This is a genomic window from Mycetocola reblochoni REB411 (assembly GCF_900163835.1).
Lineage (GTDB): Bacteria > Actinomycetota > Actinomycetes > Actinomycetales > Microbacteriaceae > Mycetocola_B > Mycetocola_B reblochoni.
Genome location: NZ_FUKR01000058.1, coordinates 102,318 through 117,585, shown reverse-complemented (window position 1 = coordinate 117,585; position 15,268 = coordinate 102,318). Strand labels below are relative to the sequence as shown.

The window sequence follows — 15,268 nt, the reverse complement described above, 5'->3', positions numbered from 1 at the left end:
CGCGAGCACGAGCGCGCCGATCACGACCGGCACCCGCCAGCCGGGAAGCCGGAACCCCACGCCGACGACGAGCGGGGCGATGATCCACGCAGCGAACTGCGGCGAGCCCACCTTGTTGCCGATGATGAGCGCCGTCACGAGCGCGAGCACGAGCACGAGCACCAGCCGCCGCCCGCGCGCCCCCGCGAGGACCGCCCGCACCCCGAGCAGTGCGACGACGAGCACGATCGCCGCAAGCAGCAGCGTCGACGCGGCCGCGAGCACCGGTGAGCCCGGCCCGACGACCTGGTAGGTGAGGATGCCGGTGTCGTAGTACACGAAGCTCGCGTCGCCCGGGGCCAGTGCGGCCCACATCCACGGCGTGGCCAGGACCGACTCGACCTGGAGGCCCCGGCCCGCCTGCTGGGTGATGAAGCTCAGCACCGACCCGTCGGCTCCCGCGAGCCACGCGACGAGAAGGATGCCCCCGCTGGCCAGCAGCGCTCCGGCGAGGACCCGCAGGCGCTGGGGGATGGCGACGACGAGGGCGAGCCCGACCGCCGCGGGCCAGATCTTGATCCAGGCGGCGACGGCCAGGATGGCGCCGGCCACCGCCGGCCTCGACGCGGCCCAGAGCAGCCCGACGACGACGAGCGGCACGGTGAGCGTGTCGATGCGGTTGAGTGCGACCGGACCGAGCAGGAGCAGCAGCCCCATCCACGCCAGCCCCGCCTCCGTCCGCCGGCGCAGTCCGTGCCGGCCGTGCAGGAGCACGGCGAACCCGGCCGCGTTGAGCGCGACCACCTGCACCAGCCAGCCGGTGAGGTAGCCGTCCATACCGCCGAGCGCGGGAAGCAGCACGAACGGCAGTGCCCCGACCGGGTACACCCACGGCACCGTGATGCCGACCGTGCCGCCGCCGGCGAGCGCCTGCTCGGCCCAGCGGGTGTATACGAGGGTGACGTCGCCAATCGGGTAGCCGGAGCCGTACAGGCTCTGCACGATGAGGACGGCGTGGACGACGACGAAGGTCAGCCAGGCGAGGACACGCTGGGGCACAGGCCCATGCTACGGCGTCGGCCTGTCCCTGCCGTTCCCTGCCGTTTCGGCAGGGGCCGCGTCGGCGGCATGGGTGAGCAGTTCTGCCACGGCGGGCGCGAGCGCCTCGGCCAGCTCGAGCGCCAGCAGCGGGCCGCCGCCGCTGGCGAGCTCGGCCGCCCTGGCGTGCAGCAGGGCCGCGGTTGCCGCCCCCTCGGCGAGGGCGTCGTCGTCGGAGCGGCCTCGCGCGGCCAGGGAGGCGAGGACCGTCCCGAGGCACCCGGCGAGCACATCGCCGGTGCCCGCGCTGGCGAGCCAGTGCGTTCCGACCTCGACGCGGAGCCGACGCCCCCTCGGTGTCGCCACGTGCGTCGCGGCCCCTTTGAGCAGCACGACCGCGCCCCAGCGGCGCGCGGCGGTCAGGGCGGCGAGTTCCGGCTCCGCCTCGACGGCCGCCCGCGTGCCGAACCGCCCCTCCCCCGCCTGCGCGAACAGCGCGGCCAGCTCGCCCGCGTGCGGGGTCACGACGACCGGGTGCCCGTCGCCGACGGCGCTCCCGACCAGGCCGATCGCCCCCGCGTCGAGCACGACGGGGACGGCGTCCGCTCCCGCCGTGCCTCCGTCCGTGCCGGCGCTCACGTCGGGGCCGGCCGCGGCGCCGGCGCGTGTCCCGTCGTGCCGGAGGCCCAGCCAGCGCCGCCGTGCCTCAGCGGCGTCCATCCCCGATCCGAGGACGAGCACCTGCACCCGGCCGGGCCCCGGCACGCACTCGGGACGTCGGGCGAGCACGGCGCGCGCGGTCTCGGCCGGACCGAGGTAGCGGAGCATGCCGGGTCCGGTGCGCAGAGCGGCCTCCGCCCCGAGGACGGCGGCGCCCGGGTATCGGGCAGATCCGGTGCACAGGCCGACGACACCGCGGGTGTACTTGTGGTCGCCGGGGCCGGGACGGACGAGGACTCCGGCTGCGTCGGCCCGAGTCCACGGCGCGCCCGTGTCGTCGCGGTGCGGTGCGGGGCTCATGCCCTCAGGCTAGACCGCCGCAGGGCCGGACGACCAGGCGGGTGCGGGGCGAGCGGACGACGATGCCGGTGCGGGCAGGAGCTCGCACCGGCATCGTCGTGGTCGTCGGCGGCCCGGCTCAGCGCCGCCGCTGGGTGGCGTCCTCGACCTCGCCGACGAGCTCCTCGATGATGTCCTCGAGGAACAGCACCCCCGTCGTCGTGCCGTCCGGCGTGATCACCCGCGCCAGGTGCGAGCCGCTGCGCCGCATCACCGCGAGGGCGTCCTCGAGGTCGGCGTCGGCGAGGATCGAGACCAGCTGGCGGATGCGCTTCGCCGGGATCGGCGCCGTCGACTCGTGCGCCGCGCGGTCCGTGTCGATGCGCAGCACGTCCTTGAGGTGCACGTAGCCGCTCGGCAGCCCCTCGGCGTCGCAGACGATGTACCGCGAGAAGCCGTTCTTGGCGACGGCACGCTCGACCTCGGTGGGGGTGGCGCTCGCGCTGAGCGTGACGAGCCTGTCCAGTGGGAGCGCGACGTCCCTCACCGTCTTGGTCGTGAACTCCAGCGCGTTGACGAGCGCGCCCGAGGCATCGGTGAGCAGGCCCTCCCGCGTCGACTGGTCGACGATCGTCTGCACCTCGTCCAGGGTGAAGGTCGAGGCGGCCTCGTCCTTCGGCTCGACCCGGAACAGCCGCAGCACGCTGTTCGCGAGGCTGTTCAGCACCCAGATCACCGGGCGGAACACCTTCGACACCCACACCAGCGCGGGGGCGAGGAACAGCACGGCCCTGTCCGGCACCGAGAACGACAGGTTCTTCGGAACCATCTCACCGAACACGACGTGCAGGTACGACACCAGCAGCAGGGTGATGACGAACGCGACCGGGCCGACCGCCTGCTCGGGCAGGTTCAGCAGGCCGAGCGGGACCTCGAGCAGGTGGTGGATCGCCGGCTCCGAGACGTTCAGGATCAGGAGCGAGCAGATCGTGATGCCCAGCTGCGAGGTGGCGAGCATGAGGGTGGCGTGCTCCATCGCCCACAGCGCCGTCTTGGCGCTGCGCTTGCCCTTCTCCGCCAGCGGCTCGATCTGCGAGCGCTTGGCCGAGATGACGGCGAACTCGGCCCCGACGAAGAAGGCGTTGCCGATCAGGAGCACGACGAGCCAGAAGATCCCCATCCAGTCGTTCATCGCCTCACCCCGCTCGTCTCGGTGCCCGCGTGTCCGTCGGCATCGGCCGAGGGCACGAAGCGGACGCGGTCGACGCGGCGGCCGTCCATCCGCACGACGTTCAGCGTGCCGCCGTCGGTCGCGACACTGTCGCCGACCTCGGGGACGTGCCCCAGCCCTGCCATGATGTAGCCGGCGACGGTCTCGTAGTCGTCGTCCTCGGGGACGCGGATGCCCGCGCGCTCCCACAGCTCGTCCGGGCGCAGCATGCCGGGGAAGGTGACGCCGCCGGGGGTGCGGACGATGCCCGCCCTGGAGCGGTCGTGCTCGTCGGAGACCTCGCCGATGATCTCCTCGACGAGGTCCTCGAGCGTGGCCACGCCCGCGGTCCCGCCGTACTCGTCGACGACGATCGCCATCTGGTAGCCGCGCCCGCGCAGCTCCGACAGCAGCACGTCGAGCTTCATCGTCTCGGGCACCCGGATCGGCTCCTCCATGAGGGCGGCGACGGGCACCTCGGTGCGCTTCTCCGGCGGGACGGAGACGGCCTGTTTGATGTGCACGATGCCGACGACGTCGTCGGCATCCTGGTCGATGACGGGGAAGCGGGAGAACCCGGTGTCCCTTGCCCTCTGGATGACGTCCTGGGCGGTGTCCGCGCGCTGGACGGTCTCCACGGAGCCGCGCGGGGCCATCACGTCGGAGGCGTCGCGGCTGGAGAAGTGCAGCGTGCGGTCCAGCAGCGTCGCCGTGTCCGCCTCCAGCGTTCCCGCTCCGGCGGAGCGACGCACGAGGCTGGAGAGTTCCTCCGCGCTCCTGGCGCCGGAGAGCTCCTCCTTCGGGTCGATGCCCATCGCGTGCAGCACTTTGTTTGCGCTGCCGTTCAGCAGCAGGACCGCCGGCTTGAACACGGTGGTGAACAGGGTCTGGAAGGGGATGACGAGCTTCGCGGTGTGCCGCGGCAGGGCGAGGGCGAAGTTCTTCGGCACCAGCTCGCCGAACACCATCGACAGCAGCGTGGCGATGACCATGGCGAGGACCGTGCCGACGACGCCGATGGCCCCGGAGGGAAGGCCGAGCGAGGAGAGCGGCCCGGCGAGCATGTTCGACAGTGCCGGCTCCATCGTGTAGCCGGTGAGCAGTGTCGTGAGGGTGATGCCGAGCTGCGCGCTCGACAGGTGGGTCGAGGTGATCTTGAGGGCCGCGATGGTCATCGTCAGGCGGCTCTCGCCGCGGTCGCGACGGGCCTCGAGGTCCGAGCGGTCCAGGTTGACCAGAGCGAACTCGCTGGCCACGAACAGTCCTGTTCCGACCGTGAGGAGCAGACCGATTCCGAAGAGAATCACATCAGACACGGGCGGCACCCGCCTCACGGTCGCTGGTTCGGTGTTCGGGCGAGCTGGGAGAGGGAGGTTCGTCCATAGTGCAGACCATTGTACGGTCACCCGGCCCGCAGGCCCACGTCGGGGGCCGAACTCGTCGGCTCCCGTCCGGGACGCGACGGGGAGCCGCGTCGGGTCGCCGGGGGACGCTCACCCGGAGACGGTCGTCACCGGCAGACGCTCACCAGGAGACGGGGAGCGCCTTGCCCTCCTCGTAGCCGGACGCGGACTGGACGCCGACGACCGCCCTGTCCCTGAACTCGGCCAGGTTCCGCGCGCCCGCGTAGCTGAACGAGGACCGCACCCCCGAGGTGATCATGTCGAGCAGGTCGTCGATGGAGGGGCGGTCGGGGTCGATGTAGATGTGCGAGGAGGAGATCCCCTCGGCGAAGAGGCGCTTGCGCTCCAGCTCGAACGGGTCGGTGGCGGAGAACCGGTCGGCGACGGCCTTGGCGGACGCCATGCCCCAGCTCTCCTTGTACACGCGGCCGTCCTCGTCACGGCGGACCTGGCCCGGCGCCTCGATGGTCCCGGCGAACCAGGAGCCGATCATCACCTGAGCGCCGCCCGCGGCGAGCGCGAGCGCGACGTCCCTGGGGTACCTGACCCCGCCGTCGGCCCAGACGTGCGCGCCGAGCGCGGTCGCGGCGGCGGCCGTCTCCATGACCGCGGAGAACTGCGGACGGCCGACGGCGGTCATCATGCGGGTCGTGCACATGGCGCCCGGCCCGACCCCGACCTTCACGATCGTCGCCCCGGCCGAGACCAGGTCCCGCACACCGGAGGAGGTGACGACGTTGCCTGCCACGAGCGGGACGCCGAGCTCCCGTGCCGCGACAGCCTCGACGGCCCTGAGCGCCGTTCCCTGGTGCCCGTGGGCGGTGTCGACGACGATGACGTCCGCTCCGGCCTCCACCAGCGCCTCCGCCTTGTCCGCGGGCGAGCCGTTCACGCCGACGGCGGCGGCGACCCTGAGCCGGCCGTCGGCCGCGACGTTCGGCCGGTAGCTGGCATCGCGCACCGCACCCGCCCTGCTCACCACTCCGACGAGCCGGCCGTGCCTCAGCACCGTGCACAGCCCGACGCCCGCCTCATGCATCAGCCGGAACACCTCACGCGGGCTCGCACCCGAGTCCGCGTCGATGCCGGGGACGGGCACCGCGAGCTCGGCCATCGGCGTCGCCGGGTCGGCGCCGCGCAGCCGGTCCCCCTCGACGACGCCGAGCACGGCGCCGTCCGCGTCGACGACGACGGCACCGTGCCCCGCCAGCGGCGGCAGCCGGAGCGCGGCCTCGGCCACGAGCGTCCCCGGGCCGACCACGCGGGGGCTCTCCACCCGCGGGTCCTGCTCCTTCACCCTGGCGATGGCCTGCGCCCTGGTCTGCAACAGCCCGTCCTGGGGCAGGACGCCGAGACCGCCGCGCCTGGCCAATTGCGCGGCCAGGCGCGGACCGGTGACCGAGTTCATGTTGGCCGAGACGAGGGGGATCGTGCAGCCGGTCCCGTCCTCGGGGGCGAGGTCGACGTCGTAGCGGGAGGCCACGTCGCTGCGCGACGGGACGAGGAAGACGTCGGGGAAGCTGAGCTCGTGACCGGGGGCATCGTCGATGAATCGCATGGCGTCACCGTAACCCCGGCGCGTCCGCTCGCGGAATGGTGATCTGGATTAGGCTGGTTCCCGATGGAGCGTGACGGGGTCGCAACTGCCTCCGTCACGTGTCACTAATCAACGGAGAGAGTGGGCGAAAACCTGTGTCAAACCTGGGTACCGGCAGCGGTGCAGGCGACGGGGCGTCGGAGGAGTTCGGCGCGAATGAATGGCTGGTCGAGGAGCTCTACGAGCAGTACCTGACGAACAGGGACTCCGTCGATCGATCGTGGTGGCCCGTGCTCGAGAAGTTCCACGCACAGCAGACCGGCGCGACCGCCGCATCACCCGCACCGGACGAGCGCGCCGCGCACGGACCGGCCTCGACACCGCAGGCGGCCCCGGCCGGGGGCGCCGCCTCCGCCGAGGCCGCGCAGACGCCGACCACCTCGAGTACCCCGGTCGCGAAGACCACCAACCGGCCGGCGAAGCCCGCGCCGATCCCCGCGGACGCGCCGGCGAACCGCTCCTCGGGCGAGGAGCGCGACGACTCGGAGGAGCGCGAGGACGTCGTCACGCCCATCCGCGGCGTCGGCAAGACCCTCGTGGCGAACATGAACCAGTCGCTGACCGTCCCGACGGCGACGAGCGTGCGGACGATCCCCGCCAAGCTCATGATCGACAACCGCATCGTCATCAACAACCACCTCGCCCGCTCCCGCGGCGGCAAGGTCAGCTTCACCCACCTGATCGGCTGGGCGCTCATCCAGGCGCTCAAGGAGTTCCCGAGCCAGAACGTCTACTACACGGAGACCGACGGCAAGCCCGCGGTCGTCGCCCCCGCCCACATCAACCTGGGCATCGCGATCGACCTGCCCAAGCCGGACGGCACCCGCACCCTCATGGTCCCCGGCATCATGAGGGCGGAGTCGCTGACCTTCAGCGAGTACCTGGCCAGCTACGAGGACCTCGTCAAGCGCGCACGGGGGAACAAGCTCACGGCGGCCGACTTCCAGGGCGTCACGGTATCGCTGACGAACCCGGGCGGCATCGGCACGGTCCACTCGGTCCCGCGGCTGATGAGCGGCCAGGGCTGCATCATCGGGGCGGGAGCGCTGGAGTACCCGGCCGAGTTCCAGGGGTCGAGCGCCGAGACCCTGGTGAAGCTCGGCGTCGGCAAGACCATCACCCTCACCTCCACCTACGACCACCGCGTCATCCAGGGCGCCGGGTCCGGCGAGTTCCTGAAGAAGGTCAACGAGCTCCTGCTCGGCCAGCGCGGCTTCTACCGGAACGTCTTCGCGGCGCTGCGCATCCCCTACGCCCCCATCGAGTGGGCGCCGGACATCTCCGTGAACGTCAGCGACAACGTGAACAAGACCTCGCGCGTGCAGGAGCTGATCAACTCCTTCCGCGTGCGCGGGCACCTCATGGCCGACATCGACCCGCTCGAGTACGTCCAGCGTTCGCACCCCGACCTGGACATCGCCAGCCACGGTCTGACCTTCTGGGACCTGGACCGTGAGTTCGTCACCGGTGGCTTCGGCGAGCGCCGCCAGGCCAAGCTCCGCGACATCCTCGGCACCCTCCGCGACTCCTACTGCCGCACGATCGGCCTGGAGTACATGCACATCCAGGACCCGGCGCAGCGCGCCTGGATCCAGGAGAAGGTCGAGCGCCCCTACGCGAAGCCCACCCATGACGAGCAGATGCGCATCCTCGGCAAGCTGAACGAGGCGGAGGCCTTCGAGACCTTCCTGCAGACCAAGTACGTCGGTCAGAAGCGCTTCAGCCTTGAGGGCGGCGAGTCGACGATCGCCCTCCTCGACGCCATCCTGCAGGGGGCGGCGGAGGACGGCATGGACGGCGCCGCGATCGGCATGGCCCACCGCGGCCGGCTGAACGTGCTGACCAACATCGCCGGCAAGACCTACGGGCAGATCTTCCAGGAGTTCGAGGGCACCGCCGGCGGCGGCGCGCAGGGCTCCGGCGACGTGAAGTACCACCTCGGCACCGAGGGAACCTTCCACGCCGCCGGCGGCGAGGAGCTCCCCGTGTACCTCGCGGCGAACCCCTCGCACCTCGAGGCCGTCGACGGCGTGCTCGAGGGCATCGTCAGGGCCAAGCAGGACCGCAGGCCCATCGGCACGTTCTCGACGCTGCCGGTTCTGCTGCACGGCGACGCCGCCATGGCCGGACAGGGCGTCGTCGTCGAGACGATGCAGATGTCCCAGCTGCGCGGCTACCGCACCGGCGGCACCGTGCACATCATCGTCAACAACCAGGTCGGGTTCACCACTCCCCCCGGCGAGGGCCGCTCCAGCGTCTACGCGAGTGACGTCGCCAAGACCATCCAGGCGCCCATCTGGCACGTCAACGGCGACGACCCCGAGGCCGTCGTCCGTGTCGCCCGCCAGGCGTTCGAGTTCCGGCAGGCCTTCAAGAAGGACGTCGTCATCGACCTGGTCTGCTACCGACGCCGCGGCCACAACGAGGGCGACGACCCCTCGATGACGCAGCCGCTGATGTACAACCTCATCGAGGCCAAGCGCAGCGTGCGCAAGCTCTACACCGAGGCGCTCGTCGGCCGCGGCGACATCACGCAGGACGAGTACGACGCCGCGCACCGCGACTTCCAGAACCGCCTGGAGCGCGCCTTCTCCGAGACGCACGCGGCGCAGACCGCCTCGCTGCCCGTGATCCTGCCCGAGGACACCGGCGACGGCTACATCGGCGAGCCGGACGTCACCGCGGTCGGCACCGAGGTGATCCACCGCATCGGCGACGCGTTCAACAACAAGCCGGCCGGCTTCACCGTGCACACCAAGCTCGACCAGCTGCTGAAGAAGCGCCTCGACATGAGCCGCAACGGCAACATCGACTGGGCGTTCGGCGAGCTCCTCGCCTTCGGCTCCCTGCTGCTCGAGGGCACCCCGGTCCGCATGAGCGGCCAGGACGCCAGACGGGGCACCTTCGTCCAGCGCCACGCGGTGCTGCACGACAGGGTGAACGGCCAGGAGTGGCTGCCGCTGGTGAACCTCTCCGAGGAGCAGGCCCGATTCTGGATCTACGACTCGCTGCTCAGCGAGTACGCGGCGATGGGCTTCGAGTACGGCTACTCGGTCGAGCGCGCGGACGCGCTCGTGCTCTGGGAGGCGCAGTTCGGTGACTTCACCAACGGCGCGCAGACCATCATCGACGAGTTCATCGCCTCGGCCGAGCAGAAGTGGGAGCAGCGCTCCGGTGTCGTGCTCCTGCTCCCCCACGGCTACGAGGGTCAGGGCCCCGACCACTCCTCGGCGCGCATCGAGCGGTTCCTCCAGCTGTGTGCGGAGAACAACATGACGGTGGCGAGGCCGTCGACCCCCGCGTCCTACTTCCACCTGCTGCGCCGTCAGGCGTACGCCAGGCCCCGTCGTCCGCTCGTGGTGTTCACCCCGAAGGCGATGCTGCGGCTGCGCGGCGCGTCCAGCCCGCTCGAGGACTTCACGAACGGGCGGTTCGACACCGTCATCGACGACACCAGGCCGATCGACCCCGCCGCGGTGACTCGTGTGCTGCTGCACGCGGGCAAGATCCACTGGGACCTGGTGAACGAGCTGACGAAGACGCCGAACGAGCAGGTCGCGCTGGTGCGGCTGGAGCAGTACTACCCGCTCCCGGTCGCCGAGCTGCAGGAGGTGTTCGACCGGTACCCGAACGCCGAGATCGTCTGGGTCCAGGACGAGCCGGAGAACCAGGGCGCCTGGCCGTTCCTTGCGTTGCGCGCCCCGAAGCGCTTCCCCGACCGGCCGATCAGGGTGGTGTCCCGCCCGGGCGCCGCCTCGCCGGCGACAGGATCGGCGAAGCGCCACGCGGTCGAGCAGGCCGAGCTGCTCTCCGTCGCGCTGGACACCTCACGCCAGGGCTGACCAGCGTCACGGCGAAGGGGAGGCGGGGCCGCGGCCCCGCCTCCCCTTCGCCGTGACGGGCTCTGCGTCAGACCGCCGCCCCGGCGTCCGCGCCAGGGCACGGGCACGACCGCTCAGCCGTGAGCGCTCTGGACCTCGCGGATGCGGGCGAGCACCTGCGATCGCAGCTGTTCCGGCGCGCTCTCACGGCACGCCCGCTGGATGACCTCGGTGAGCGTCTGGTTGACGACCATCTCGTCCCTGCAGTCCGCACAGTTCTCGATGTGCTCCCTGATGTCGGACGCCTCGGTGCTGCACACCTCGTTGCGGAGGTACTCTTCGAGGTCGCGCCTGGCCTTCTCGCAGCCGCAGTCGCTCATTTCGTGCTCCTCGTCCGTGATGGTGTCGCGGTGATGCCCTGCTCACCCGCGTAGTCGGCCAGCAGCTCGCGCAACAGCCGGCGGCCGCGGTGCAGCCGGCTCATGACGGTGCCGATGGGGGTCTTCATGATGTCGGCGATCTCCTGGTAGGCGAAGCCCTCGACGTCGGCGAGGTACACCGCCATGCGGAAGTCCTCCGGGATCGACTGCAGCGCCTCCTTGACCACGCCGTCGGGCATGTGGTCGATCGCCTCGGCCTCCGCCGAGCGGGCGGAGCTCGCGGTCGTCGACTCGGCACCGCCCAGCTGCCAGTCCTCGAGGTCGTCGATGGCGCTCTGATAGGGCTCGCGCTGCTTCTTGCGGTAGTCGTTGATGTAGCTGTTCGTCAGGATGCGGTACAGCCAGGCCTTCAGGTTTGTGCCCTGCTGGAACCGGTCGAACGCCCGGTACGCCTTCGTGAAGGTCTCCTGTACGAGGTCCTGCGCGTCCTGGGGCTTGCGCGTCATCCGCATCGCCGCCCCGTAGAGCTGGTCGATGAACGGCAACGCCTGCTCCTCGAACAGCGCGCGCGGGTCGGCCGGCTCATCCCCCGCCGGAGCGGGGTCGGCCGTCGGTCGGGGCTCGTCGATTGTCATCGCCGCCCAGTCTACGGTCGCCGCCTGCGACGCCGCCGTGACGGTCCCGCGCACCCCGTCGGGGGTGCTGCCCGCCCGTGCCGGACGCTCGAGAAGTGTGCTGCCCACCGGTCCTCCGCTCGTGATTCGGCGCGCTCGCCGATACTGTTGACAACGATGCTCGAGTCCAAATATTCCGCTCCCGACCTGCCGCTCTACGACGATGCCTCCGTCCCCGAGGACGACGCCGCCTGGCAGGCGCCGTTCGCCGTGCGCGCGGTCGACGCAACCCTTCAGTTGCCCGGGTCCAAGTCGCTGACCAACCGCGAGCTGATCCTCTCCGCCGTCGCCTCCGGGCCCAGCGTGCTGCGCCGCCCGCTGCACTCGAGGGACTCCGACGCGATGGTCCAGGCGCTGCGCTCGCTCGGCGTAGACGTGGGCGAGCGCGAGGGCTCCTCGCCGTTCGGGCCCGACCTGGTCGTCACCCCGCCGGACGAGCTGCTCGGCTCCACCACCATCGACTGCGACCAGGCGGGCACGGTCATGCGATTCGCCCCTCCCCTTGCCGCTCTCGCCCTCGGACCGACGGCGTTCGATGCGGACCCCACGGCGCGCACGCGGCCGATGTCCGCGCTCATCGGGGCGCTGCGTGCGCTCGGGGCGGACATCGCCGATGACGGCTCCGGGCGGCTGCCGTTCACCGTGCACGGCACGGGGGCGCTGCGCGGCGGGCCGGTCGCCATCGACGCCTCCTCCAGCTCGCAGTTCGTCTCCGCACTCCTGCTCGCCGGCGCGCGTTTCGAGGAGGGCGTCCGCGTCACCCACACCGGTGAGCGGCTGCCGAGCCTGCCCCACATCGAGATGACGGCGACAGCGCTCGCGGAACGGGGCGTCCGCGTCGACTCCCCCGAGCCGGGCGTGTGGCAGGTCGCCCATCAGGAGATCGCAGGGCGCGACGTCGTCATCGAGCCGGACCTGTCCAACGCCGCCCCGTTCCTCGCCGCCGCCGTCGCGACCGGGGGAACCGTCCGCATCACCGACTGGCCCGAGCAGACCACGCAGGTCGGTGCCCAGCTGCGCGAGCTGCTGCCGCGCTTCGGCGCCTCCGTCGCACTGGCCGACGGCGTGCTCACCGTGACCGGGCCGGAGTCGATCAGCGGCGTCGAGCTGGATCTGAGCGAGGCGGGCGAGCTCGCACCGCCCCTGGTCGCGCTCGCCGCTTTGGCGAACGGCCCGAGCAGCTTCCGGGGCATCGGTCACATCCGCCATCACGAGACCGACCGGATCGCTGCGCTCGTCGCCGAGATCAACCGTCTCGGCGGAGACGCCGTCGAGACGCAGGACGGCATCGACGTCACCCCCGCCCCGCTGCACGGCGGCGAGTGGCACAGCTACCACGACCACCGCATGGCCACCGCCGGCGCGATCATCGGGCTGCGCGTCGACGGGGTCACCGTCGAGAACATCGCCACGACGTCCAAGACGCTGCCGCAGTTCACCGAGCTCTGGCAGCGGATGCTGGAGGCGTGAACCGGTGAGCTGGTGGCAGGAGGACGACGAGGACGAGGACGTCTACGACGAGTCGACCGTCCGGGTCCGGCCGAACCCGAAGGCGAATCGTCCGCGGACGAAGATCAGGCCCAAGCACGAGGACGCCGCCACCGGCCGCGTGTACGCCGTCGACCGCGGCCGTTATCGTGTCACGGTCGACGGGACCGGTGGCGACCGCGTCGAGCTCAGCTGTGTCAGGGCCAGGGAGCTCCGCCGCCAGCCGATCGTGAACGGGGACAGGGTCGACGTCGTCGGCGACCTCAGCGGCGACGAGGGCACGCTTGCGCGCATCGTCCGGATCACCGAACGCAGCACGGTGCTGCGCCGAAGCGCGGACGACACCGACGACGTCGAGCGCATCGTCGTCGCCAATGCCGACCAGCTGCTCATCGTCGTCGCCGCGGCCAACCCGGAGCCGCGGGCCCGGCTCGTCGACCGCTACCTCGTCGCCGCCTACGACGCCGGCATCTCCCCGATGCTGTGCATCACGAAGACCGACCTGGCCGACCCCGAGCCCTTCCTGGCGAACTTCGCCGGGCTCGACATCCCGGTGTTCCGCTCCCGGACCGGCCTGGTTCCGGTGGACGAAATCCGGGAGGCGCTGGACGGGCATGAGACCGTGTTCGTCGGCCACTCCGGCGTCGGCAAGTCGACGCTCGTCAACGCGATCGTCCCTGGCGCCAATCGCGCGACCGGGCACGTCAACGTCGTCACGGGTCGCGGAAGGCACACCTCGTCCTCGACCGTGTCCTACCCGCTCGGCGGGGGCTCCGCGGGATGGGTGATCGACACCCCGGGCGTGCGCTCGTTCGGGCTCGGTCATGTGGACCCGGCGAACATCCTCCGATCCTTCACCGACCTCGCCGCCATCGCGGCCGACTGCCCGCGCGGCTGTACGCATCTGCCGGACGCCACCGACTGCGCGCTCGTCACCGCCGAGCGGGAGGGCCGGCTGTCGGCGGCCGAGACGGCGCGACTGGACTCGCTGCAGCGGCTGCTCGAGACGTTCGCGACGCGGTCGTCGCCGGGCGAGTGACGACGATGGGGATAGGCTGATCGACATGGCAGAACGACTCTCCGCCGGCGATGCGGCGCCCGACTTCACGCTCCCCACGGCCGACGGCGGGTCCGTGACCCTCTCCGAGCTGCGCGGTCACAAGGTGATCCTGTACTTCTACCCCGCGGCGATGACGCCGGGCTGCACCACTCAGGCCTGTGACTTCCGCGACAGCCTCTCCTCGCTGACCGCGGCGGGGTACACCGTGCTGGGAGTGTCCAAGGACGCGCCAGCCACGCTCGCGACCTTCGCGGAGCGCGATGGGCTCGACTTCCCGCTGCTCTCCGACGAGGACCTCGCCGTGCACCACCGCTACGCCGCGTTCGGCGAGAAGAAGCTCTACGGCAAGGTCGTCGAGGGCGTGATCCGCTCGACTTTCGTCATCGACGAGGACGGCGTCCTCACGCACGCGCTCTACAACGTGCGGGCGACGGGTCACGTCGCCTCGCTGAGGAAGAAGCTCGGTCTGGACGCCTGAGCGCGGTCACGCAGCCCTCGGCTGTCAGCCCTCGGCGCTCGGCCTCTGCTCTCGACGCTCCGCCCTCCACTCTCGACGCTCCGCCATCTGCTCTGGACGCTCCGCTCAGCGGTTCGCGCCCTCCCCCGCACCGGACGGGAGCGGGACGCCGCCCTGCGCGCGCTCCAGGCGGAAGCGCCGATCACTGCTCCGCGGTGACCAGCCGGGTGACGGGTGCGCTGAAGCACAGGATCAGCGCCGCGAGCGAGGGAAGCAGGATCACCCAGCCGATCAGCGGCTGGGCGAAGGCCCCCTGGAAGCTGCCGACCGCCACCGCGATCTGGATGAGCTGCCAGACGACCGCACCGCCCCTGAACCGGGCACGACGGCGCAGGCACATCAGGGCGATCGCCCAGACGAAGGCCGCGCCGATCGCCGCGAGCACGGTGATGGCGACGGCCGTCGCGTAGGAGCTCGGCGTCAGCGTCACCAGGTCCACGATTAACCAGAGCACGATCGCCGTCATGACCAGCGCCTCGGCGAGCAGGATCGCGGTCAGCACGGGCAGCTTCCATGCCCCGGGGGTGGTGGTGGTCACGAGGCTCCTTATAGCGGACGAGGGTGTCGTCTGGGGTGCATGCGAGTGACGGATGACTATTGATTACACGTCCCCCGTATGGGACCATATTCGAGGTCGAAATATCAATTCACGGGGCGGTGAGTTGGCCTCGTTCTGTGAGGAACCCGCCTCATTTTCGAATCGACTTCGTTTCCCGAAGCGACATGCTCTGCCATGTCCTTATGTGTACCCCTAAGGAGTTCCCCCATGGATTGGCGCGAGAACGCATCCTGCCTGACCGTCGACCCCGAGCTGTTCTTCCCCGTCGGCAACACCGGCCCGGCTGTGGAGCAGATCGAGCGGGCCAAGTCGGTCTGCGCCCGCTGCAACGTCACCGAGACCTGCCTGCAGTACGCGCTCGAGACCGGTCAGGACTCCGGAGTCTGGGGCGGGCTGTCCGAGGACGAGCGCCGCGCCCTCAAGCGGCGCGCCGCGCGCGCACGCCGCGCCTCGTAGCACCCGCATCGCCGTCGGGCGGTTCCGCGCTTCGGCGCGGGGCCGCCCGACGCGTTTCCCCACCGGTCGACGGTGCCGTCCCCGACC

The 15,268-nt window shown here is 71.1% G+C and carries 13 protein-coding genes; 5 read left to right on the top strand and 8 right to left on the bottom strand.

All coding sequences use genetic code 11. From position 1 onward, the window contains the following. The 5 genes from FM119_RS10925 to guaB1 form a co-directional block, all read right to left on the bottom strand. The coding region (locus FM119_RS10925) for a DUF2029 domain-containing protein (RefSeq protein WP_087138047.1) at positions 1 to 1,038 on the bottom strand (1,038 nt) is incomplete at its 3' end. 9 nt (positions 1,039 to 1,047) lie between these two features. Then, complete coding sequence (locus FM119_RS10920) at positions 1,048 to 2,037, bottom strand: ADP-dependent NAD(P)H-hydrate dehydratase (RefSeq protein ID WP_087138045.1); 990 nt, start codon at positions 2,035 to 2,037, stop codon at positions 1,048 to 1,050. A gap of 118 nt (positions 2,038 to 2,155) precedes the next feature. Further along, positions 2,156 to 3,208 (bottom strand): hemolysin family protein, encoded by a 1,053-nt coding sequence (locus tag FM119_RS10915; protein ID WP_087138043.1) that lies wholly within the window; start codon positions 3,206 to 3,208, stop codon positions 2,156 to 2,158. Next, positions 3,205 to 4,542, bottom strand: coding sequence for a hemolysin family protein (locus FM119_RS10910; protein ID WP_087138041.1), 1,338 nt, complete (start codon positions 4,540 to 4,542; stop codon positions 3,205 to 3,207). Before FM119_RS10910 ends, FM119_RS10915 begins: the two co-directional genes overlap by 4 nt. A 208-nt stretch (positions 4,543 to 4,750) precedes the next feature. Next, on the bottom strand, positions 4,751 to 6,187 hold the full coding sequence (gene guaB1 / locus FM119_RS10905) for a GMP reductase (protein WP_087138039.1): 1,437 nt from the start codon (positions 6,185 to 6,187) through the stop codon (positions 4,751 to 4,753). A gap of 134 nt (positions 6,188 to 6,321) precedes the next feature. On the opposite strand from guaB1, the gene FM119_RS10900 reads away from it, so the two are divergent. After that, positions 6,322 to 10,068, top strand: coding sequence for a multifunctional oxoglutarate decarboxylase/oxoglutarate dehydrogenase thiamine pyrophosphate-binding subunit/dihydrolipoyllysine-residue succinyltransferase subunit (locus tag FM119_RS10900; RefSeq protein WP_087138037.1), 3,747 nt, complete (start codon positions 6,322 to 6,324; stop codon positions 10,066 to 10,068). Between the two features lie 113 nt (positions 10,069 to 10,181). Here FM119_RS10900 and FM119_RS10895 read toward each other — a convergent pair whose 3' ends face one another. Continuing rightward, positions 10,182 to 10,427: a zf-HC2 domain-containing protein gene (locus tag FM119_RS10895; RefSeq protein ID WP_087138035.1), complete on the bottom strand. Its 246-nt coding sequence runs from the start codon at positions 10,425 to 10,427 to the stop codon at positions 10,182 to 10,184. Beyond that, a complete protein-coding gene (locus FM119_RS10890; RefSeq protein WP_087138062.1) occupies positions 10,424 to 11,062 on the bottom strand; it encodes a sigma-70 family RNA polymerase sigma factor in 639 nt (212 codons plus the stop codon). Before FM119_RS10890 ends, FM119_RS10895 begins: the two co-directional genes overlap by 4 nt. Before the next feature lie 156 nt (positions 11,063 to 11,218). Between FM119_RS10890 and aroA the strand changes: the two genes are divergently transcribed. The 3 genes from aroA to bcp are packed head-to-tail and all read left to right on the top strand — an operon-like array spanning position 11,219 to position 14,127. Continuing rightward, on the top strand, positions 11,219 to 12,571 hold the full coding sequence (gene aroA, locus FM119_RS10885) for a 3-phosphoshikimate 1-carboxyvinyltransferase (RefSeq protein ID WP_087138034.1): 1,353 nt from the start codon (positions 11,219 to 11,221) through the stop codon (positions 12,569 to 12,571). A gap of 4 nt (positions 12,572 to 12,575) precedes the next feature. Further along, the gene (gene rsgA / locus FM119_RS10880; RefSeq protein WP_087138031.1) at positions 12,576 to 13,628 is read left to right on the top strand and encodes a ribosome small subunit-dependent GTPase A; all 1,053 of its coding nucleotides are present in this window, start codon (positions 12,576 to 12,578) and stop codon (positions 13,626 to 13,628) included. Between the two features lie 25 nt (positions 13,629 to 13,653). After that, positions 13,654 to 14,127 carry a thioredoxin-dependent thiol peroxidase gene (gene bcp / locus FM119_RS10875; RefSeq protein WP_087138029.1) on the top strand — a complete coding sequence of 158 codons (474 nt, stop codon included), beginning with the start codon at positions 13,654 to 13,656 and terminating at the stop codon, positions 14,125 to 14,127. 181 nt (positions 14,128 to 14,308) lie between these two features. Here bcp and FM119_RS10870 read toward each other — a convergent pair whose 3' ends face one another. Beyond that, the gene (locus FM119_RS10870) at positions 14,309 to 14,704 is read right to left on the bottom strand and encodes a hypothetical protein (protein WP_087138027.1); all 396 of its coding nucleotides are present in this window, start codon (positions 14,702 to 14,704) and stop codon (positions 14,309 to 14,311) included. A gap of 228 nt (positions 14,705 to 14,932) precedes the next feature. On the opposite strand from FM119_RS10870, the gene FM119_RS10865 reads away from it, so the two are divergent. Continuing rightward, the gene (locus tag FM119_RS10865; protein ID WP_087138025.1) at positions 14,933 to 15,181 is read left to right on the top strand and encodes a WhiB family transcriptional regulator; all 249 of its coding nucleotides are present in this window, start codon (positions 14,933 to 14,935) and stop codon (positions 15,179 to 15,181) included. The last annotated feature ends 87 nt before the right edge of the window (positions 15,182 to 15,268 follow it).